This window comes from Actinacidiphila rubida (genome assembly GCF_900110255.1).
GTDB lineage: Bacteria > Actinomycetota > Actinomycetes > Streptomycetales > Streptomycetaceae > Actinacidiphila > Actinacidiphila rubida.
The window spans coordinates 285,405-304,454 of sequence record NZ_FODD01000001.1; the positions used below are offsets into that span (position 1 = coordinate 285,405).

The window sequence follows — 19,050 nt, forward strand, 5'->3', positions numbered from 1 at the left end:
AGGCCGGATCCGAAGAGTGCCGATCCGAAGACATCAGATCTGACGAGATCACCAGATCACATCTGAACACCCCACCATCGCACCACCGCTCCACCTGACACGCCGCTCTCGTCGTCGGGCTGGTTCCTCACGCCCATATCCGCCCTCCTTTCGACGGGAGCTCCTGCCTTCATGGCCACATTCCTGTACAAACTGGGTCGGCTCGCATTCCGGCGACGGCGTTACGTCGTCCTCGTGTGGGTGGCCCTGCTGGCCATCGCCGGAGTCGGCGCCGCCACCGCGCCCTCCGCGCCCAGCGACAACTTCACCGTTCCGGGCACCGAGGCGCAGCACGCCTTCGACCTGCTGCACGAGCGTTTCCCCGGCACCAACGCCGACGGCGCGTCCGCGCGCATGGTGTTCAAGGCGCCCAACGGCCAGAAGATCACGGCAGGCCCGAACAAGGCGGCCGTCGAGAAGGTCGTCACCGATCTGAAGAACAGCCCGCAGAAGGGCACCGTCGCCGATCCGTTCACGGCCGACGCGGTCAGCAAGGACGGCACCACGGCGTACGCGTCGGTGACGTACACGGCGAAGTCGACGGAGATCACCGACGCCACGCACACCGCGATCGAGGACGCCGCGCAGCACGGCCGCGACGCCGGGCTGACGGTCGAGACCGGCGGCACCGCACTGCAGGCCTCGCCCGAGACCGGCAACAGCGAGGTCATCGGCATCGGGATCGCGGCGGTGGTGCTGCTCATCACCTTCAGCTCGCTGGTGGCCGCGGGACTGCCGCTGCTCACCGCGATCATGGGCGTGGGTGTCGGCATCGCGGGGATCACCGCGCTCGCGACGACACTCGGGTTGTCGAGCACGTCGTCGACGCTCGCGTCGATGATCGGACTGGCGGTCGGCATCGACTACGCGCTGTTCATCGTCTCCCGGCACCGGCACGAACTCATGGAGGGGCATGACGGCGAGGAGGCGGCCGGCCGGGCCGTGGGCACCGCGGGTTCCGCGGTGGTCTTCGCGGGGCTGACGGTGCTGATCGCGCTGGCGGGACTGTCCGTGGTGAACATCCCAATGCTCACCAAGATGGGGCTCGCGGCCGCGGCGACCGTGGCGATAGCCGTGCTCATCGCGCTCACCCTGATCCCCGCGCTGCTCGGCTTCGCCGGGACCAAGGTCCTCACCCGCAAGGTGCGCAAGGGACGGGCCACGGACGCGGACAAGCCCAACATGGGTACGCGCTGGGCGCGGCTCGTGGTGCGCAGGCGCGTGCCGTTCCTGGTGGCCGGTGTCGTGGCGCTGGGGCTGGCGGCGCTGCCGATCACGGGCATGCAACTGGGCTTGCCGGACGACGGTTCACAGCCGGTCAGCACCACGCAGCGCAAGGCCTACGACACGCTGTCCGCCGGTTTCGGGCCCGGGTTCAACGGCCCGCTCATGGTGGTCGTGGACGCGGCGCACAGCAGCGATCCGCAGCAGGCCGCGCAACATGTCAAGCAGACGATCGCAGGATTCCCCGACGTCAAGACGGTGACCGCGCCTGCGTTCAACCCGAAGGGTGACACCGCGACGCTCACCGTGGTGCCGGCGTCGAAGCCGAGCTCCGCCCAGACCGAGGATCTGGTGCATACCATTCGCGGTCACTCGGGAGAGCTGGAGCGGTCAACGGGCGCTGACGTGCTCGTGACCGGCACGACCGCGATGAACATCGACGTCTCGCAGCGGCTGAACGACGCCCTGGTCCCGTACCTGGCGCTGGTCGTCGGCCTCGCGTTCCTGCTGCTGATGATCGTGTTCCGGTCGGTGCTGGTGCCGCTCAAGGCGGCGCTCGGCTTCCTGCTGTCGGTGCTGGCCGCGCTCGGCGCGGTGGTGGCGGTCTTCCAGTGGGGGTGGCTGTCCCACCTCATCGGCGTCGAGCAGACCGGTCCGATCATGAGCATGATGCCGATCTTCCTGATCGGTGTGGTCTTCGGACTGGCGATGGACTACGAGGTCTTCCTGGTCACCCGCATGAGGGAGGCGTACGTCCACGGCGAGTCGCCGCGTCAAGCCGTCGTCACCGGATTCACCCATGGCGCCCGGGTGGTGTCGGCCGCGGCCGTCATCATGATCAGCGTCTTCGCCGGATTCATCGGATCGTCGGAATCGATGATCAAGATGATGGGCTTCGGTCTGGCCATCGCGGTCGCCTTCGACGCGTTCATCGTCAGGATGACGATCGTCCCGGCGGTGCTCGCGCTGCTCGGACGCGCCGCGTGGTGGCTGCCGGGCTGGCTGCAGCGGGCGCTGCCGAACGTCGACGTCGAGGGTGAGCAACTGCGGAAGAACCTCGCCGACGTCCGTGCGCCGCACGCACGGAGCGACGAGCCCGAGACGATCAGCGTCTGATCCGACCGCCGTTCCCGCACACGTACATGTCCCCGGCTGGATTCATTACCAGTCGGGGATATGTCGTTAACTGAACGGCAGGGTTATGGACACCGAACGATCGTATGACGATGCGTACGATGCGGCGACATCACGGACTTCATGCGCACTGAGGGACCCATGCGACCCCTGGACGTTCTTCCGCGCGGGACGGACCGCCTTCGGGCCGCCGTCATCGCCGCCTGTGTGACCGCAGTTTCGTTCTGTGTGGGGGACGCCGCCGCCCGCCAGTACCCGTTCGGCCCCCGGACGCGGGACATCAACGACCTGGGGAACCAGTTCGTCCCGTTCCACGCCCACCTGTGGGACCTGCTCCACGGCAAGGCCGACGGCGGGTGGCTGCTCAACTGGCAGTCCGGATACGGCAGCAGCTTCCTCCCCGACTACGGCACCTACCTGTCGAGCCCGTTCGCGCCGCTCGTGGCCCTGTTCCCGCGGCACGAGATCGACCTGGCGGTGTACGTCGTCACCGTCCTGAAGATCGTCACGGCCGCCGTCGCGATGGCCTGCCTGCTGCCGGCCCTGCGTCCCGGCCCGCGCTGGGCGGCCGGACTGCTCGGCGCCTCCTACGCGTTGTGCGGCTGGACGCTGATGATGGGCTCGTACAACACGATGTGGCTGGACGGCCTGATCGCGTTCCCGATGCTGTGTCTCGTCGGCGAATGGGCGCGGCAGGGGCGGCGGCAGATCTGGGGCATCGCGGTCGTCGCACTGTGCTGGACCGCGAACTTCTACACCGCCTACATGGCGACCATCGCCGCCGCGCTCGTCCTGGTGGCCCGCCTGCTCACCGACACGGACCCGGCGACGACCAACCGCGCGCGGCTGCTCGCCGTGGGCCGCGCGACCGTCACCACCGTGCTCGGCGTCGGCCTGACCGCGCCGCTGCTGCTGACCATCGTCAAGGGCACCAAGGACGCCTACCCGGGCCGTCATCTGATCTTCCACGCGCTGCCCTGGTCCGACCTGCTGATGCGGCTGCTGCCCGGCACGTACGGCTTCACCAGCCCCTCGACGTACATCGACACCACCGCGCTCCTGCTGGCGTTCGCGCTGCCGTTCCACACGGGGGTGCCGCGGCGCGTCCGGGCGGTGTGGACGGTACTGGTCCTCGTCGTCGCCGCGTCGTTCCAGTGGACGCCCACGCACCTGATGTGGCACGCGTTCGCGACGCCCAACGGGAGCGCGTACCGGCAGACGTTCGTGCTCAGCGGCATCATGGTGATCGCCGCGTGGCTGGCACTGGCGCACGCCCTGCCCCACCCGAAGGCCCTCGCCTGTGGTGCGGGAGTCATGGGTCTCGTCACGGTGGGGGCGGTGCTGGGTGCGCAGGGCGGCCTGTCGGGCCTGGGCACCTACCCGCTGCTCGTACTCGGGCTGATCGTGTCCTGCGGCGGGCTGTACGTCCTGTGGCGCGCCGGCACCGCGGGTGGCGCGACGAACCGGTGGAGGATCGCCGCCGGAGTCGCCGTCGGCGTGCTCGTCGTCGGGCAGGTGGGGCAACTGGCGCTCAGCAACGCCTGGATCGACCGCAAACGCCTCGCCGCGTTCGACGACTACCCGGTGTGGGGCCAACGGCAGAACTGGCAGAGCGCCACGATCGCGTCGGTCGACGACTGGCCCGCGCGCCGCACCGACCCCGGCCGCGAGGCGACGGTGGGCAACGACCCGCTGGCGGTCGGCGGCCAGGGCGCGCAGTACTACAGCAGCCTCACCGCCGACGTGTACACCCGCACCATGGAGGCGCTCGGCGACGGTTGGACGTCGCACGGCCGCAGCCTGCAGAGCCTCGACAACCCGGTCACCGACGTGATTTTCTCCGTCGACAACCGGCTCCGCTCGCCCGTCGACCCGCACAGCTCGCACATCCCGCAGACCGCGCCGCCGGCCGTCGTCCACCAGGACGTGCCGCCGCTGGTCACCGTGCGGCAGACGCCGCCGGGGAAGTTCGGCACGTCGCCGTTCCTCAACCAGGAACTGCTCCTCGGCAGCCGCGTCTACACACCCGGGCACATCTCTCTCACCAACCCCCAGGGCAGGCCCGTGCCGCTGAACGCCAAGGGCGTCTACCTCACGCCCGGCAAGCGCAGTGCCCCGCACAGCACCTACCGGTTGACGACCACGTGCCCGGCGGGCACCGGCGTGTACCTGTGGGCACCGGACTTCATGGGCAACGTGCGGGTCCCGGGCCACAACGCCCTGGTGTGGCGGGGCGCGCTGCCCAGCCATCGCGCGCCCATGCAGGGGCTGGGCAAGGCGCCGGCCGGCGGGCACGTGACGCTGCTGCTGCGTGCCGCGTACGGGCCGAGCACCGTCGACCCGGACGGCGTCGGCTGCCTGTCGCTGCCGATGCTGGCGTCCGCCGAGAAGCGCATCGCGGCGGCGGCCGCCACCCGGGTGGACGTCAGCAGTGACGGGATCAGCGCGCAACTGCCCGCGGGCTCCCGGGGGACCGCGGTGATCGCCGCACCCGACATCAGCGGCTGGAGCTGCTCGGCGGGCAACGGGTTCCATCCCGGGCGGTCGTATCTCGGGCTGCTGTCGGTGCCGCTGGGCGCGGACAGCACCAGCGTCTCGTGCTCGTTCACCCCGCCGGGACTGCATCTCGGTGAGGCGGCCGGTGGCGCGTCCCTGTTCGGAGTCGCGTTCGTCGCCGCCTACGGGTGGTGGCGGAAGAGGCGGCGCCCGTCGGTGGAACCCGGCGGCCCGCCCGACCCCGTCGCACCGCCGCAGATGCCGGAGGCCGCGGGCATCTGACCGTCCGATGATCGGGACGCCACGTCACCCGTGCGCGTCACGTCGTCCCGGACGCCGCCCCACAGCCGTCAACGAACGGAGACCGCGCACGTCACCCGAACCGGTGGCGCGCGCGGTCTGCTGATCGGATGTCAGATCAGCGTCGGCTGGAGCAGGCCGCGTTCGAAAGCCAGCAGCCAGCGCTTGCGGTCCAGGCCGCCGCCGTAGCCGGTGAGGCTGCCGTTGGCACCGATGACGCGGTGGCAGGGCACGATGATGCCGACCGGGTTCTTGCCGTTGGCCAGACCCACCGCGCGGGAGGCACCGGGTTGCCCGAGGGCGATGGCGAGTTCGCCGTACGAGACGGTCTCGCCGTAGGGGATGTCGCGCAGGGCCGCCCACACCCGCTGCTGGAACGGCGTCCCCGACAGGCGCAGATCGAGGTCGAACCCGGTGCGCCCACCGTCGAAGTACTCGGTGAGCTGCGTGGTGACCTCGTCGAAGACGGGAAGGTCGGCGCGCGGGCCGAAGGTCTCCTCCGACGGCCGGTGCCGCTGCTGCGTCATGTACAGGCCCGCGAGCTCACCCTCGAGGGCGACGAGCGTCAACGGCCCGCAGGGGCTGTCCACGACGGTGTGGACGACGGCGGGGGTGTTCGTGCCGGTGGTCGGGTCGGTGGTGGTGGTGGTCATCGCGCCGCACCTTTCGTCGGATGAGCGGTCGTCGCGGTCGTCGTGGTGGTCGCGGTCGTCGGAGGAGTGCCGGTCGTACCGCCGGTCGTACCGCCGGTCGTCACACCGGTCGTACGGGCGGTTGTCGGATCAACGTCCGCGACGGCGGTCTCACCCGCACGTACCGCGTCACCCGCGCGGGCGTCCGGGGCGACGATCGGATCGTCCTTCGTCGGGAGGACGTTGATCGGATGGTCGCCTGTCGCCCACAGGTACTGGGTGGCGTAGGCGCGCCACGGCTGCCACGCGGCGGAGTGGCGGGTGAGGGCGGCGGGCGTGGTGGGCAGGCCGAGGTCGCGGGCGGCGTTGCGGACGCCGAGGTCGGTGGCGAGGAGCGCGTCGGGGTCGCCGAGGGCGCGCATCGCGATCGTCTCCACCGTCCACGGCCCGAACCCGGGCAGGGCGCCCAGCTGCTTGCGGGCGCGCTGCCAGTCGCTGCCGACGTCGAGGTCGAGGTTGCCGGCGGCCAGTTCGCGCACCAGGGCGGCGAGCGTGTTCCGGCGGCTCTGCGGCATGGCGAGGGCCGCCGGGTCGTGGCCGGCGAGGGCCGCGGGGGACGGGAACAGGTGGGTGAGGCCGCCGGCGGGATCGGTGACGGGTTCGCCGTACGCGGCGACCAGCCGCCCGGCGTGCGTGCGCGCCGCGGCCGTGGAGATCTGCTGGCCGAGCACCGCCCGCACCGCGAACTCCGGCCCGTCGGCGACCCGCGGCACCCGCCGGCCCGGGGCCTTGGCGACGAGCGGCGCGAGCACCGGGTCGGTGGACAGCAGGGCGTCCACCGCCACCGGGTCCGCGTCCAGGTCGAGCATGCGCCGGCAGCGGCTGATCGCCTGCGCGAGGTCGCGCCAGTCGGTCAGCCACAACTGGCACGCGATGTGGTCGGGTTCGGGCCGCAGCGCCGCGATGCCCGCGCCGTGCGGCAGCCGCAGCGTGCGCCGGTAGGCGCCCGCCCGCCACTCCTCGACACCGGGCACGGCGGTGGCCGCGAGGTGCCCGAACAGGTTGTCCGGAGTGAGCGGGCGGCGGAACGGCAGCCGCAGCGACAGCGTCCCCGTCGCGGCGGCGGGACGGCCCTTGGCGACCCGGGCCCGCAGCTCGCTCGGGGACAGCGCGAACACCTCACGCACGGTGTCGTTGAAGGTGCGGACGCTGGAGAAGCCGGCGGCGAAGGCGATCTCGGCCATCGGCATCGTCGTGGTCTCGATGAGCAGGCGCGCGGTCTGCGCGCGCTGCGCCCGGGCGAGCGCGAGGGGTCCCGCGCCCAGCTCGCCGAGCAGTTGCCGCTCGATCTGGCGTTCGCTGTAGCCCAGCCGGGCGGCGAGGCCGGGCACGCCGTCGCGGTCGACCACGCCGTCGGCGATCAGCCGCATGGTGCGGGCGACGAGGTCGGCGCGCTCGTTCCACTGCGGCGACCCGGGGCTGGCGTCGGGCCGGCACCGCTTGCAGGCCCGGAAACCGGCCTGCTGGGCGGCGGCGGCGCTCGGGTAGAAGGTCATGTTCTCGACCTTCGGCGGCACCACCGGGCAGCTCGGCCGGCAGTAGATGCGGGTGGTCAGCACCGCCGTGAAGAACCACCCGTCGAACCGGGAGTCCTTCGACTGGACGGCGCGTACGCAGGCGTCGAAGTCCGTAGGCAAATCCGTAGGCACCCCACCAGCATCGCGCACGTCAGGGTCGCGGTCTGGCGAGAATCCGACATCGAGGTCGGAGCCGGGGCCCGGGGCCGCACGGCGGGCGCGGGCCCTGACCGAGCCCGACGGCGAGCCCCGGGGCTGGTCAGGCTCGGTCGGGGCCCGGCTCGGGGCTCGGTCGGGGCCGTGCGACGGGCGGTCCGGTCGGGACGGAGGCGGTCAGTCGGCGACGCGGCTCGCGGGCTCGAAGCGCAGCGACTCGTACTCGGGGTGCCGCGTGATCCAGCTGTCGATGAACGGGCAGATGGCGACGACCCGCAGGCCCAGCTCGCGGGCCTCGTCCAGGGCGGTGCGGGCGAGCGTCGACCCCACGCCGCGTCCCTCGTAGGCGGCCTCGACCTCGGTGTGGACGAAGACGATCATGTCGGGGGTGCGCATGTAGGCCGCCACCCCGGCGAGCTCACCGTCGATGCGCGCCTCGTAGCGGTGCGCGTCCGGGACGTCGGTGACGGTGACGGAATCGGCGGGCGTGCTCACGAGCGGTAGCCCTCCACCGTCGAGGAGGGGCGGACGCGGGCGCCGCCCGGGTCCTCGCCGGCCTCCAGAAGGGCGCGGCGCTGCCGCAGCAGGTCCCAGCACTGGTCGAGTTCGCGCTCCAGGGCGGCGAGCCGCTCGTGCTCGGTGCCGCCTTCGATGGAGCCCTGGGCGAGGAGGTCCCGCAGGATCTTCTCGTCGGAGACCATCTTGCTGATCCGCTTGAGGATGGCAGCTTCTGCGTTGGCGTCGTGGGGCTGTTCCACGGGGAGGCACCTCCAGGGTCCCGTTTCCGGACGGTCCGGCACTTCCACTCTTGCAGGTCGCGCGCCTTGCCGCAGGCCGTCGCGGGTCGGGGCCGACGGCAGGGGGTGTGCGGGCGGGCGGTCTTGGGCCCTCGCGCCACGCGGCGCGACCCCTCACCGCTTGCGTCGCGGGCCCAGACGCCACGCGGCGCGGCCCCTCGTGGCGTGGTGCCCCGCTCCTCGTGATGCGCGGCCCTCACTCCTCGCCCGTGGTGCCGGCGTCCGCGTGTTCGCGGAGCCACTGCTCGATCTCGGCGCGCACCCTGCGGTCCATCGCCAGCGACATCTCGGCCTCGACGATGTTCTTGGCGACGGGGCGCAGCCGCTGGAGGGTGTCGGCGATGCGCTGCCCGTCGCCCGGTGCCAGATAGGGGCCCGGGTTGAGCACATGGGTCCTGATGACCTGGGTGAACACGTCGGCGATGGCGTCGACGTGGGCGCGCACCTCGCGGCCGGCCGCCAGCACGGCGGACAGGGGCACGCCTTCCCGCACCAGGGCGGCGGAGGCGTCGAGCAGGCGGCGGCTGATGTGCAGGACGTTCTCGCCCTCGACCGCGATGTAGCCGATGTCGAGCGCCGCCGTGAGGTTGTCGGGGCTGACGTCCTGGCCGAAGTAGTCGGCGAGTTCCTCGGGGGTGAGCCGCACCGGTGTCTCGTCGGACCAGGGGGCGCCCAGGGCGCCTTCCAGGCCGAGGAGTTCGGCGACGCCGTCCAGGGTGCGGCCGTTCTCCCAGGCCGCGATGAGTTCGGCGATGCCGCCCAGGGTGTGGCCGCGGTCCAGGAGGGCGGCGATGGTGCGGAGCCGGGCGAGGTGGTCCTCGGAGTACCAGGCGATGCGGCCGTCGCGGCGCGGGGGCGGCAGCAGGCGCCGTTCCCGGTAGAAGCGCAGGGTCCTGACGGGGATGCCGGCCGCCTTCGCCAGTTCCTCGACGCGGTACTCGCGCGCCCCGGTGCCGTTGTCGTCCACGCTGCCAGCCTATGCGGTGGCGAACGCACGATCGGGTGGTGTGGTGGGATGCGGGTGACCGTGCGGTGGGGCGACGGCGCGCGGGTGCGAGTGCGGGCCGGGATGCGGGTGCACGGGTCGCGCCGGCCCGCCGGTGCTCGTCCCGGACCCGGCAGACCTACCGGTCGGTAAGAATTGCGTCGAACCCCTACCGAAGGTAACTCCAGTGCCCTACAGTCCGACTGTACGACCGTGCCAGTGATTGCTGGCGCGATTGTCGGATCGTGTGAACGAAACGCTTCAGTCAGTCGGTCGAAGGGCGGTGCCATGGACGGCGACCTCGAACACGTGCGGGTGGCGGTGATCGGGTCAGGGTTCGGCGGGCTGGGCGCCGCCGTCAGACTGCGCAGGGAGGGGATCACCGACTTCGTGGTCCTGGAACGCGCCCAGTCGGTGGGCGGCACCTGGCGGGACAACAGCTATCCCGGCTGCGCCTGCGACGTGCCCTCCCACCTGTACTCCTTCTCGTTCGCCCCCAACCCCGAGTGGCCGCGGGCCTTCTCCGGGCAGGAGCACATCCGCGCCTACCTGGAGCGGGTCACCGACACCTTCGGGCTGCGGCCGCACCTGAGGTTCGGCGCCGAGGTGCTCACGGCGCGCTGGGACGACGCGGCACGGCACTGGCATCTGACGACCGCGGCCGGTGAACTGACCGCGGACGTCGTCGTGTCCGCGACCGGACCGCTGTCGGACCCGAAGATCCCCGATGTTCCCGGCATCGAGGACTTCCCCGGCCGGGTCTTCCACTCCTCGCGCTGGGAGCACGACTTCGACCTCAAGGGCAAGCGTGTGGCCATGGTCGGCACCGGCGCCTCCGCGATCCAGATCGTGCCGTCGATCCAGCCCGAGGTCGCGCAGCTGACCGTCATCCAGCGCACCCCGCCGTGGGTGATGCCGCGGATGGACCGGCCGATCGGGGCCGCCGAGCGCTGGCTGCACGGGACCGTGCCGGCCACCGCGAAGGCGCGGCGCGGACTGCTGTGGCTGATCCGCGAGTTCCAGGTCGGCGCGTTCGTGAAGCGGCCGAAGCTGATGAAGGCGGCCGAGCGGATCGCCCGCAACCACCTGCGCCGGTCGGTGAAGGACCCGGCGCTGCGGGCCCGCCTCACGCCCGACTACACCATCGGCTGCAAGCGCATCCTGCTGTCCAACACCTACTATCCGGCGCTGTCGCAGCCCAACACCGAGGTCGTCACGTCGGCGCTCAGCGAGGTGCGCGGCTCGAAGGTCGTCACCGCGGACGGCACCGAGCGGGAGGTCGACGCGATCGTCTTCGGCACCGGCTTCCACGTCACGGACATGCCGATCGGCGACCGGGTGATCGGCGCGGACGGCCGCGCCCTGAGCGAGCACTGGAAGAACGGCATGGCCGCGCTGCGCGGCTGCAGCGTCGACGGGTTCCCGAACCTGCTGTTCATCATCGGCCCCAACACCGGCCTGGGGAACAGTTCGATGATCCTGATGATCGAGTCGTCGCTCAACTACGTCGCCTCCTACATGCGCGCGCTGTCGGCCACCGGCGCGGCCGCGCTGGACGCCAAGCCCGCCGCCGTCGCCGCGTGGAGCGACGACATGGAGCGGCGCGCGTCCCGCACGGTGTGGAACACCGGCGGCTGCAAGAGCTGGTACCTGGACGCCAACGGGCGCAACACCACCGCCTGGCCGGGCACCACCGCCGAGTTCCGGCGGGCCACGCGCGAGGTGAGGCTGTCGGAGTACGAGGTGCTGGCGCCGGTCGCCGCGTCGGAGCTTTCGGTGGAGGCCGTGTCATGACCGTCCCCTACGAGGCCGTGCGGCCGCGCCGCGAGCACACCGTCGTATCGGCGGACGGAACGCGACTGCACGTCGAGGAGTACGGGCGGGCCGACGGTCCGACGGTCGTACTGTCGCACGGCTGGACGTGCTCGACGCTCTTCTGGGCGCCCGTCGTGCGGCTGCTGGCCGCCGACCACCGCGTCGTCGCCTACGACCAGCGCGGTCACGGCCGCAGCGCCGCGCCGGCCACCCGCACGGGTTACGGCACGGGCGTACTGGCCGATGATCTGCAAGCCGTACTGGAGACCGTCGTCCCCGACGGTCAACGGGCCGTGCTCGCAGGTCACTCCATGGGCGGTATGACGATCATGGCGGCGTCCGGGCGGGCGTCGGTGCGCGGCAGGACCGCCGCGGTGCTGCTGGCCAGCACCGGCAGCGGGCAGCTGCTCGGCAGCACCGAGGTGCTGCCGCCGAAGGTCCGGTCCAAGGGCCTGCGGCGCTTCTTCCACCGTCAACTGCTCGTGTCCCGGCTGCCACTCGGACCGGTGACCCCGATGTCGAAGGCGGCACTCAAGTACGGCGTGCTGGGCACGGAGCCGACACCCGAGCAGGTCGCGTTCACCGCGCGCATCGTGCACGCCTGCCGCGCGAGCCAGCGTGCCGCGTGGGGCCGGGTGCTGGCCGTGCTCGACCTGGACCGCGAACTGGCCGCGCTCGACGCGCCCACCGCGATCGTCGTCGGCACCGCCGACCGACTCACCCCCAAGGGCCACGCCCACCGCATGGCGGCCGCCCTGCCCCGGCTGGTCTCGCTGACCGAACTGCCGCGGCTCGGCCACATGACGCCCATCGAGGACGCGGTTTCCGTGGAGCACGTCATCCGGGAACTGGTCGCGGAGCATCTGGCGCCCGCCGGCGCGGCGCAGCCGCAGGAGCCGGCGCAGGAGTCGGTGAAGGAGGAGGAGAGCGCATGAGCGCACGATCGCTCGACGGCCAGGTGGCCGTCGTCACCGGTGCGGCGCGCGGCGTGGGCGAGATGGTGGCCCGCAAGCTGGCCGCACGCGGGGCCCGCCTGGCACTCGTGGGCCTGGAGCCCGACGCGTTGAAGCAGGTCGCGCAGTCGCTGCCCGGCGACGCCGCCCACTGGACCGCCGACGTCACCGACCGCACCGCGATGGCCGCGGTCGCCGCCGACGTGCGGGCGCACTTCGGGCGGATCGACGTCGTCGTGGCCAACGCCGGTGTGGCCACCGGCGGTCCGTTCCTGGACTCCGACCCCGACGCGTTCGACCGGGTGATCCAGGTCAACCTGCTGGGCAGCGTCGCCACCGCCCGGGCGTTCCTGCCGGCACTGGTCGACTCGCGCGGCTACCTGCTGCAGATCGCCTCGCTCGCCGCGATCACGCCCGCGCCGATGATGGCCGCGTACTGCGCGAGCAAGTCGGGCGTGGAGGCGTTCGCGCACAGCCTGCGGGCCGAACTCGGCCACAAGGGCGTGGGGGTGGGCGTCGGCTACCTCAGCTGGACCGACACCGACATGGTGCGCGGCGCCGACGAGGACGAGGCACTGCGCGCGATGCGGGCACGGCTGCCGTGGCCGGCCAACCGCACCTACCCGCTGGAGCCCGCCGTCGACCGGCTCGTCGCCGGCATCGAACGCCGCTCCGCGCACGTGTACGCGCAGTGGTGGCTGCGCGGGATGCAGCCGGTGCGCGGCTACCTTCCGTCGCTGCTCGGCGGCGCCCTCGGCCGCCGCGAAATGCGGCGCGTGGAACCGGCGCTGGTGCGCAACGGCGGTGTCCGCAGGGGCCTGGTGGGGCGCGGCGGCGCGGCCGACGAGGCCGAGCGATCATCGATCGATCACACACCGTGACAGTAACCACACGCTGACCTGGGGTTATTGTCCCAGGATGCGGCCTGTGTCCGGCCGTGTAAGTCTTGTCGAGGCCCCATTCCGACACACTCCAGGAGGAGTAACCATGGGCGCTTTCGATCAGTTCAAGGACCAGGCCACCCAGTACGAGGAGAAGGCCCGGAGCGCTGCAGGCAACAAGCGCGACAAGTCCGCCAACCCCCAGCGCCAGGAGCCGATGGAGCGCGGCGGTGCGCAGCGTGACGCGCAGCAGCGCGGCTCCGAGTTCGAGGACCGTGCGCGTGACCGCATGGACCGCGACGCCGAGGAAGAGCAGGACTGGGCCTGAACGGCCTGACTTGAACGGTCGCCGCCGGCAAGGGCGTTCGCGCCCCAGCCGGACGCAGTGACACTGAAGGGGCACCCCGCAACGGGTGCCCCTTCTTCTGTCCCCGGGCGAGTCGCTCTCGCGGCACCTGGCTGCTGCGCGGCCCTTCGCCCCTCAGCGCGGCGGCAGTTGGGGACGGGCGCGGCTGGGGCGCGACGACAGGTCGGGCGGGACCGCGGCCGGGTGCTCCTCGAGCAGGTTGAGCGCGGTGCGGACGGCCACGGCCAGTTGGCCGTGACGGCCCTCGGCCCAGTCGACGGGGGTGCGCAGGCACTCGATGTCGGGAGAGACGCCGTGGTTCTCCACGGACCAGCCGTAGGCGTCGAACCAGGCGGCGTTCATCGGCACGGTGATGACGGTGTTGTCGCCGAGCCGGTGCCGTCCGGTCATGCCGACGACGCCGCCCCAGGTGCGCAGCCCCACCACCGGTCCCAGGCCCAGGAGTTTGAAGGCCGCGGTGATCATGTCGCCGTCGGACGACGTGGCCTCGTCGGCGATCGCGACGATCGGCCCGCGCGGCGCGCTGCTCGCGTAACTGACGGGCTGCGCGTTGCGGGTGAGGTCCCAGCCGAGGACGGTGCGGGTCAGCTTCTCGATGACGAGTTCGCTGATGTTGCCTCCGGCGTTGCCGCGCACGTCCACCAGCAGCGCGTCGTACGCGACCTCCTTGCGCAGGTCGCGGTTGAACTGCGCCCAGCCGGAGCCTCCGAGGTCGGGGATGTGCAGGTAGCCGCAGCGGCCGCCGCTGAGCCTGCGCACCACCCTGCGGCGGCGGGCCACCCAGTGCTGGTAGCGCAGCGGCCGGTCGTCGATCAGCGGGACGACGGCGATCCGGCGCGGCCCGCCCCGGCCGCTCGACGGCGCGAACGTCAGCTCCACGGTGGTGCCGCCGGCGCCCGACAGCAGCGGGTAGGGGCCGGCGTGCGGGTCGACGGGCCGGCCGTCGACGTGCGTGAGGATCGCGCCCTCCCGGATGCCCGTACCGGCCAGCGGTGAACGGGCCTTGGAGTCCGAGGACTCGCCGGGCAGGATCCGCAGCAGCGACCAGGTGCCGTCCTTGTTGTGCTGGAAGTCCGCGCCGAGCAGGCCGATCGGCCGCTGGTAGTGCGGCGGCCCCTCGTTGCGGCGGGCCGGCTGCACGTAGGCGTGCGAGGTGCCGAGTTCGCCCAGGACCTCGCGCAGCAGGTCCGCGAACTCGTCGGGGGTGCTGACGCGTTCGACGAGCGGCCGGTACTGGTCGAGGATCGCCGGCCAGTCCACGCCGCACATGTCGGGCGCCCAGAAGTAGTCGCGGATCAGCCGGCCGGCCTCGGCGTAGGACTGCCGCCACTCGGCCTCCGGCAGCACCTCGTGCAGGATGCGGCGCATGTCGACGTAGACGGTCGAGTCGTCGTCGCCGCGCTCGTTGGCCGGCAGCACCGCCAACTCGCCCTCGTCGTACACCGCCAGGCGCCGGCCGTCGCCGCTCACCGCGTACCAGTCCATGTGGTGGACCAGTTCGGTGCGCTTGGACTTGCCGAGGTTGAAGTACTCCAGCGTCGGCCGCGCGGACGGGTCGGCGGGGTTGACGAACGTCTCGCCCAGGGCGCCGGAGATGGGCCAGCGCAACCACACCAGGCCGCCCTGCACCGGTTCCAGCGACGAGTACTTCGACGCCGCCACCGGGAACGGCGTCACCCGGTTCGCCAGGCCCTCGGCCTCGACGACGACCGGGCCGTCGCCGGCGGCCTCGCCCGGGTCGAGACCGGAGCCCACCGGGCTGCCCTCGACGCGCAGGGCGAACGGCGACGGCGTCGCGGAGTTCAGGGGCACGAGGTAGGGGCGGCAGCCCAGCGGGAACGACAGGTCGCCGGTGTGCACGTCGTACACCGGGTCGAAGCCGCGCCACGACAGGAACGCCAGGTAGCGGCCGTCGCGCGTGAACACCGGCTGCTCGTCCTCGAAACGGCCGTTGGTGACGTCGATGATCGTGTGGTCGGACAACCGGGCGATCTTCACCGAGCGCAGCGAGCGGCCCACGCCTGGGTGCGACCACGTCAGCCACGCGGAGTCGGGGGAGAACGCCAGGTCGCGCACCGGGCCGTTGGTGGAGCGGATCAGCTCCTCGACGGTGCCCGCCGCGCGGGCCGGCCGGCCCCGGCCGTTCGTCGACCCGGCGCCGCCGAAGTCACCCGCGTCGTCCGCGTCGTCCGTGTCATCCGTATCGTCCGACGATCCGCCGGCCATACCGCCGTCACCCTCGTCGTCGACGCCCGTCGCCACCAGCAGCAGCCGCCCGTCGTGCGCGGCGACCGCGAGGGTGCTGCCGTCCGGCGAGGACGCCATCTCCAGGACGCGCCCTATGCGTGCGACGGCCAGCCGGACCCGCAGGTCGTCCACGTCCCGCACACCGCCGGCGGCCAGTCCCGCACCGCCCGCGCCGGACGCGCCGCCGGGCGGCCCCACGCCCGCCCCGGCGCCGCCGTCCTCCGGCGCGCCCGCGCCCTCGACCAGCAGTTCCGGCCCGGGCGCCGAGCGCTGCGGGCCGCCCTCGCCCGAGACCGCCTCCTCGACCACGATCTCCTCGCCGACGGCCTCCTCGACCGCGGCCTCCAGCGCGTCCTGGCCCGTCCACCGGGTGGAGCCCCGGCGCACCCCCGCGGGCACCGCACCCTGCCCGGCCCCGCCCGCGGCTGCTTCGGCGGCCGCGGTGGCGGCCTCGATCGGGTCGTCCAGCAGGTCCCGCTCCCGGGTCAGCGCCCGTGCCGCGCGGCCTGGCAGCGGCGCCAGCTCGATGCCGTCCTCGCCCTCCGCGTCCGTGACGTACGCGACGACGCCCGTGTCGCCGAGCATCACGGGCAGCCGCACCCGTGCGCCCGGCTCGTCGGCGATGGTGCGCGCCGGGCCGTCGCGGTGGGTGAGCCAGTACAGGCTGCCGCGCACGCACACCGCACTGGCCCGGCCGGTCTCGTCGGTGGCCAGCCCGTCGAGGTTCGAGGCGGCCGGCACCTGGTAGGGGCGGCGGCCGCTGCGCTGGCCGCCCAGCCGGATGTCGAGGCGGCGCGGCCGCGCGTCCGCCGCGGCCAGGTCCTCGACCAGCCACAGGTCACCCGCGCACTGGTACACCACGCGCTCGCCGTCGGTGGCGGCGCTGCGGGCGTAGAAGTCGGCGTGGTCGGTGTGACGGCGCAGGTCACCGCCGTCGGGTGCGCACGAGTACAGGTTGCCGACGCCCTCGTGGTCGGAGAGGAACGCGATCCGCCCCCGGACGAACATCGGCGACGACAGGTGCCCGTCGATGCCGGGGACCAGCCGCTCGCCGTGCAGCCACAGCCGGCCGGTGGCGCCGCCGCGGTACCGCTTCCACGCGTACGGCTCGTGCGGCGGCGTGCCGGTCAGCAGCAGCGTGCGGCGCTCGGTGCCGCCGCCCTCGGCGCACGCCCGGTCCTGCACGGCGATGTCGGACACCGGGCCCCAGGGCAGCGGGCCGCCCGGCCCGTACTCGACAGGCACGCTGTAGGCCCACGTGTGGTACGCGAACGGCTTGCCGTGCGAGGACACCGCGAGGACCTGCCCGTCCGGCGTCCACGAGCACACCCGGGTGTCGCTGCTGCCCCAGTACGTCAGCCGGCGCGCGGCGCCGCCGTCCACCGGGACGAGGTACACCTCGGGGTCGAGACTGCGCCAGTTGGTGAACGCGATCGTGGTGCCGTCGGGGGAGAAGCGCGGCGGCCCGACCCGGGTGCGGTCGGCGGTCACCCGCCACGCGCGACCGGGGGACCCGCCGGGCGTGCCCAGCGGAGCCGTCCAGATGTCGTCCTCGGCGGCGAAGCACACAAGCTCGCCGTTCAGGTGCGGGAACCGGAGGTACGCGCCATCGCTCACCCCTCCCATGGTTCGGGGCGCCCGCAGGCCCAGCAACTTTTCCGGCCGGCTTGCGCCCCCGCCGCACTCCGTTCCGCCGCCCGTGCGCCCCTGGCCTGCGGTCCCGCCCGTCCCGGCGGCACCGCGAACCTCCCGGGCCCCGCCGTGACGGGTCCCCGGCCGCCGGAGCCACCCGGAGGGCCCAGTCAGGGCGCGGAGCCCGCAAGCCACGCCGGGCCCCGGCGGCTCGGACCACGCGGGACGCCCAGCCCCGGAGAGGGGGTTCACTGGTCAGGTGGTGAGGTGGTGAGGCAGCTAGGCGATGTGGCGGCAAGGTGGTGAGGCAGTGAGGCGGCCACGCGGTGATGCGCTACGGCAGCCAGGCGGTGCGCCGGCGCTGTGCCTGGCTGCCGCCCGATCCGGGGCTCAGGCCGCGCCGGCCTCCCGCGCCAGCCGCTCCTCCGCGGCCGCGAGCCGCGCCAGCGTCCGCTCCCGGCCGAGCGCGACCAGCGACTCGAACAGCGGCAGGCCGACGGTGCGGCCGGTGACCGCAACCCGCACCGGCGCCTGGGCCTTGCCCAGCTTGAGCCCGTGCGCCTCGGCCACCGCCTCCAGCGCGGCCTTCAGCGGCTCGGCCTCCCACTGCGCGACCGTCAGCGCCGCAGACGCGTCGCGCAGCAGCTCCGCCGCGCCGGGCTTCATCGCCTTCGCCCACGACGCGTCGTCGCGGGCGGGCGCGTCCAGGAAGAGGAAGTCGACGTTCGGGGTGATCTCCGACATGACCGCCAGCCGCGTCTGCGCCAGCGGCGCCACCGCGGCGAAGACGTCCGGGTCGTAGGACTCCGGCGCCCACGGGGCGTGCGGCGCGGTCAGCCACGGCGTGCACTCGGCGATGAAGTCGTCGAGCGGCAGGGCGCGGATGTACTCGCCGTTGAACGCGGTGAGCTTCTTGAGGTCGAAGAACGCCGACGAGCCGTTGACGTCCTCGATCCGGAACAGCCGCTCCAGCTCCTCGTACGGCATGATCTCGCGGTCGTCGCCGGGACCCCAGCCCAGCAGCATCAGGTAGTTGACCATGGCCTGCGGCAGGTAGCCCTCGGCGAGGTAGTCCTCCAGCGCGACCTTGTCGCGGCGCTTGGAGAGCTTCTGCCGCTTCTCGTTGACGATCACCGGCATGTGCGCCCACACCGGCGGGACCGCGCCCAGCGCCTGCCACAGCAGCTGCTGCTTCGGCGTGTTGGACAGGTGCTCCTCGGCGCGGATCACCTCCGTGATGCCCTCGTCCAGGTCGTCGACGACGTTGGCGAGCAGGAACACCGGGGAGCCGTCGCCGCGCGCGATCACGAAGTCCTCGATCGCGCTGTTGGGGAACGCCGGCTCGCCGCGGATCAGGTCCACCACGACCGTCTCGCCCTCGTCCGGCGTGCGGAACCGCAGCGCGCGCCCCGGCTCGTACGCCAGGCCGCGGTCGCGGCAGAAGCCGTCGTAGCCCAGCTGCTGGGAGCCGGTGCGCTCGGCGAGCTGCTCGCGGGTGCAGTCGCAGTAGTACGCCTTGCCCTCCGCGTGCAGCTTCAGCGCCGCCTCGCCGTGCCGGCCGGCGTTCGCGGACTGGAAGTACGGGCCCTCGAAGTGCGGATCGGCCTGGGAGATGCCGATCGCGGCGAGCGCACTGATGATGCCGTCGATCCACTCGGGCTTGTTGCGGGCCGCGTCGGTGTCCTCGATGCGCAGCACGAAGGTGCCGCCGGACTGGCGCGCCACCGCCCAGTTGTAGAGGGCGGAACGGGCGCCGCCGACGTGGAACATGCCGGTCGGGGACGGTGCGAAGCGGACGCGGGGCGCGGCATCAGA

Annotated in this window: 13 protein-coding genes; 6 read left to right on the plus strand and 7 right to left on the minus strand. The window is 72.7% G+C overall.

Annotated features, from left to right (window positions below; all coding sequences use genetic code 11):
* Positions 1 to 171 precede the first annotated feature (171 nt).
* Both BMW99_RS01275 and BMW99_RS01280 read left to right on the plus strand, forming a co-directional pair.
* On the plus strand, positions 172 to 2,379 hold the full coding sequence (locus BMW99_RS01275; protein WP_069462746.1) for an MMPL family transporter: 2,208 nt from the start codon (positions 172 to 174) through the stop codon (positions 2,377 to 2,379).
* Between the two features lie 225 nt (positions 2,380 to 2,604).
* Complete coding sequence (locus tag BMW99_RS01280) at positions 2,605 to 5,175, plus strand: YfhO family protein (RefSeq protein ID WP_245791122.1); 2,571 nt, start codon at positions 2,605 to 2,607, stop codon at positions 5,173 to 5,175.
* A gap of 131 nt (positions 5,176 to 5,306) precedes the next feature.
* Here the strand turns inward: BMW99_RS01280 and BMW99_RS01285 are convergent, their stop codons facing one another.
* The 5 genes from BMW99_RS01285 to BMW99_RS01305 all read right to left on the minus strand — a co-directional run bounded on the left by BMW99_RS01285 (position 5,307) and on the right by BMW99_RS01305 (position 9,322).
* Positions 5,307 to 5,846, minus strand: a complete 540-nt coding sequence (locus BMW99_RS01285) for a methylated-DNA--[protein]-cysteine S-methyltransferase (protein ID WP_069467742.1) — start codon at positions 5,844 to 5,846, stop codon at positions 5,307 to 5,309.
* Positions 5,843 to 7,534 (minus strand): DNA-3-methyladenine glycosylase 2, encoded by a 1,692-nt coding sequence (locus BMW99_RS01290; RefSeq protein WP_322900192.1) that lies wholly within the window; start codon positions 7,532 to 7,534, stop codon positions 5,843 to 5,845. The genes BMW99_RS01285 and BMW99_RS01290 overlap by 4 nt, the downstream gene beginning before the upstream one ends.
* Positions 7,535 to 7,735: 201 nt before the next feature.
* Positions 7,736 to 8,053, minus strand: coding sequence for a GNAT family N-acetyltransferase (locus tag BMW99_RS01295; RefSeq protein WP_069463147.1), 318 nt, complete (start codon positions 8,051 to 8,053; stop codon positions 7,736 to 7,738).
* Positions 8,050 to 8,259: a DUF2630 family protein gene (locus BMW99_RS01300; RefSeq protein WP_069463148.1), complete on the minus strand. Its 210-nt coding sequence runs from the start codon at positions 8,257 to 8,259 to the stop codon at positions 8,050 to 8,052. The genes BMW99_RS01295 and BMW99_RS01300 overlap by 4 nt, the downstream gene beginning before the upstream one ends.
* A gap of 292 nt (positions 8,260 to 8,551) precedes the next feature.
* Positions 8,552 to 9,322, minus strand: coding sequence for a MerR family transcriptional regulator (locus tag BMW99_RS01305; protein ID WP_069463146.1), 771 nt, complete (start codon positions 9,320 to 9,322; stop codon positions 8,552 to 8,554).
* A gap of 306 nt (positions 9,323 to 9,628) precedes the next feature.
* Between BMW99_RS01305 and BMW99_RS01310 the strand changes: the two genes are divergently transcribed.
* The 4 genes from BMW99_RS01310 to BMW99_RS01325 all read left to right on the plus strand — a co-directional run bounded on the left by BMW99_RS01310 (position 9,629) and on the right by BMW99_RS01325 (position 13,317).
* Complete coding sequence (locus tag BMW99_RS01310) at positions 9,629 to 11,134, plus strand: flavin-containing monooxygenase (RefSeq protein WP_069463145.1); 1,506 nt, start codon at positions 9,629 to 9,631, stop codon at positions 11,132 to 11,134.
* Complete coding sequence (locus tag BMW99_RS01315; protein ID WP_069463144.1) at positions 11,131 to 12,090, plus strand: alpha/beta fold hydrolase; 960 nt, start codon at positions 11,131 to 11,133, stop codon at positions 12,088 to 12,090. Before BMW99_RS01310 ends, BMW99_RS01315 begins: the two co-directional genes overlap by 4 nt.
* Positions 12,087 to 12,989, plus strand: a complete 903-nt coding sequence (locus BMW99_RS01320; RefSeq protein WP_069463143.1) for an SDR family oxidoreductase — start codon at positions 12,087 to 12,089, stop codon at positions 12,987 to 12,989. The genes BMW99_RS01315 and BMW99_RS01320 overlap by 4 nt, the downstream gene beginning before the upstream one ends.
* A gap of 106 nt (positions 12,990 to 13,095) precedes the next feature.
* The gene (locus BMW99_RS01325) at positions 13,096 to 13,317 is read left to right on the plus strand and encodes a hypothetical protein (protein WP_069463142.1); all 222 of its coding nucleotides are present in this window, start codon (positions 13,096 to 13,098) and stop codon (positions 13,315 to 13,317) included.
* Positions 13,318 to 13,470: 153 nt separating this feature from the next.
* Here the strand turns inward: BMW99_RS01325 and BMW99_RS01330 are convergent, their stop codons facing one another.
* Together BMW99_RS01330 and gltX are read right to left on the minus strand one after the other, a co-directional pair.
* On the minus strand, positions 13,471 to 17,229 hold the full coding sequence (locus BMW99_RS01330) for a S41 family peptidase (RefSeq protein ID WP_075016065.1): 3,759 nt from the start codon (positions 17,227 to 17,229) through the stop codon (positions 13,471 to 13,473).
* 396 nt (positions 17,230 to 17,625) lie between these two features.
* On the minus strand, positions 17,626 to 19,005 hold the full coding sequence (gltX, locus tag BMW99_RS01335) for a glutamate--tRNA ligase (protein WP_245791131.1): 1,380 nt from the start codon (positions 19,003 to 19,005) through the stop codon (positions 17,626 to 17,628).
* Positions 19,006 to 19,050 lie beyond the last annotated feature (45 nt).

Excerpts from the sequence above, each read along its gene's own strand:
- BMW99_RS01275 (WP_069462746.1), top strand. The coding sequence starts at position 172 with ATGGCCACATTCCTGTACAAACTGGGTCGGCTCGCATTCCGGCGACGG.
- BMW99_RS01285 (WP_069467742.1), bottom strand. The coding sequence starts at position 5,846 with ATGACCACCACCACCACCGACCCGACCACCGGCACGAACACCCCCGCC.
- BMW99_RS01300 (WP_069463148.1), bottom strand. The coding sequence starts at position 8,259 with ATGGTCTCCGACGAGAAGATCCTGCGGGACCTCCTCGCCCAGGGCTCC.
- BMW99_RS01310 (WP_069463145.1), top strand. The coding sequence starts at position 9,629 with ATGGACGGCGACCTCGAACACGTGCGGGTGGCGGTGATCGGGTCAGGG.
- BMW99_RS01315 (WP_069463144.1), top strand. The coding sequence starts at position 11,131 with ATGACCGTCCCCTACGAGGCCGTGCGGCCGCGCCGCGAGCACACCGTC.
- BMW99_RS01320 (WP_069463143.1), top strand. The coding sequence starts at position 12,087 with ATGAGCGCACGATCGCTCGACGGCCAGGTGGCCGTCGTCACCGGTGCG.
- BMW99_RS01325 (WP_069463142.1), top strand. The coding sequence starts at position 13,096 with ATGGGCGCTTTCGATCAGTTCAAGGACCAGGCCACCCAGTACGAGGAG.
- BMW99_RS01330 (WP_075016065.1), bottom strand. The coding sequence starts at position 17,229 with ATGGGAGGGGTGAGCGATGGCGCGTACCTCCGGTTCCCGCACCTGAAC.
- gltX (WP_245791131.1), bottom strand. The coding sequence starts at position 19,005 with ATGTTCCACGTCGGCGGCGCCCGTTCCGCCCTCTACAACTGGGCGGTG.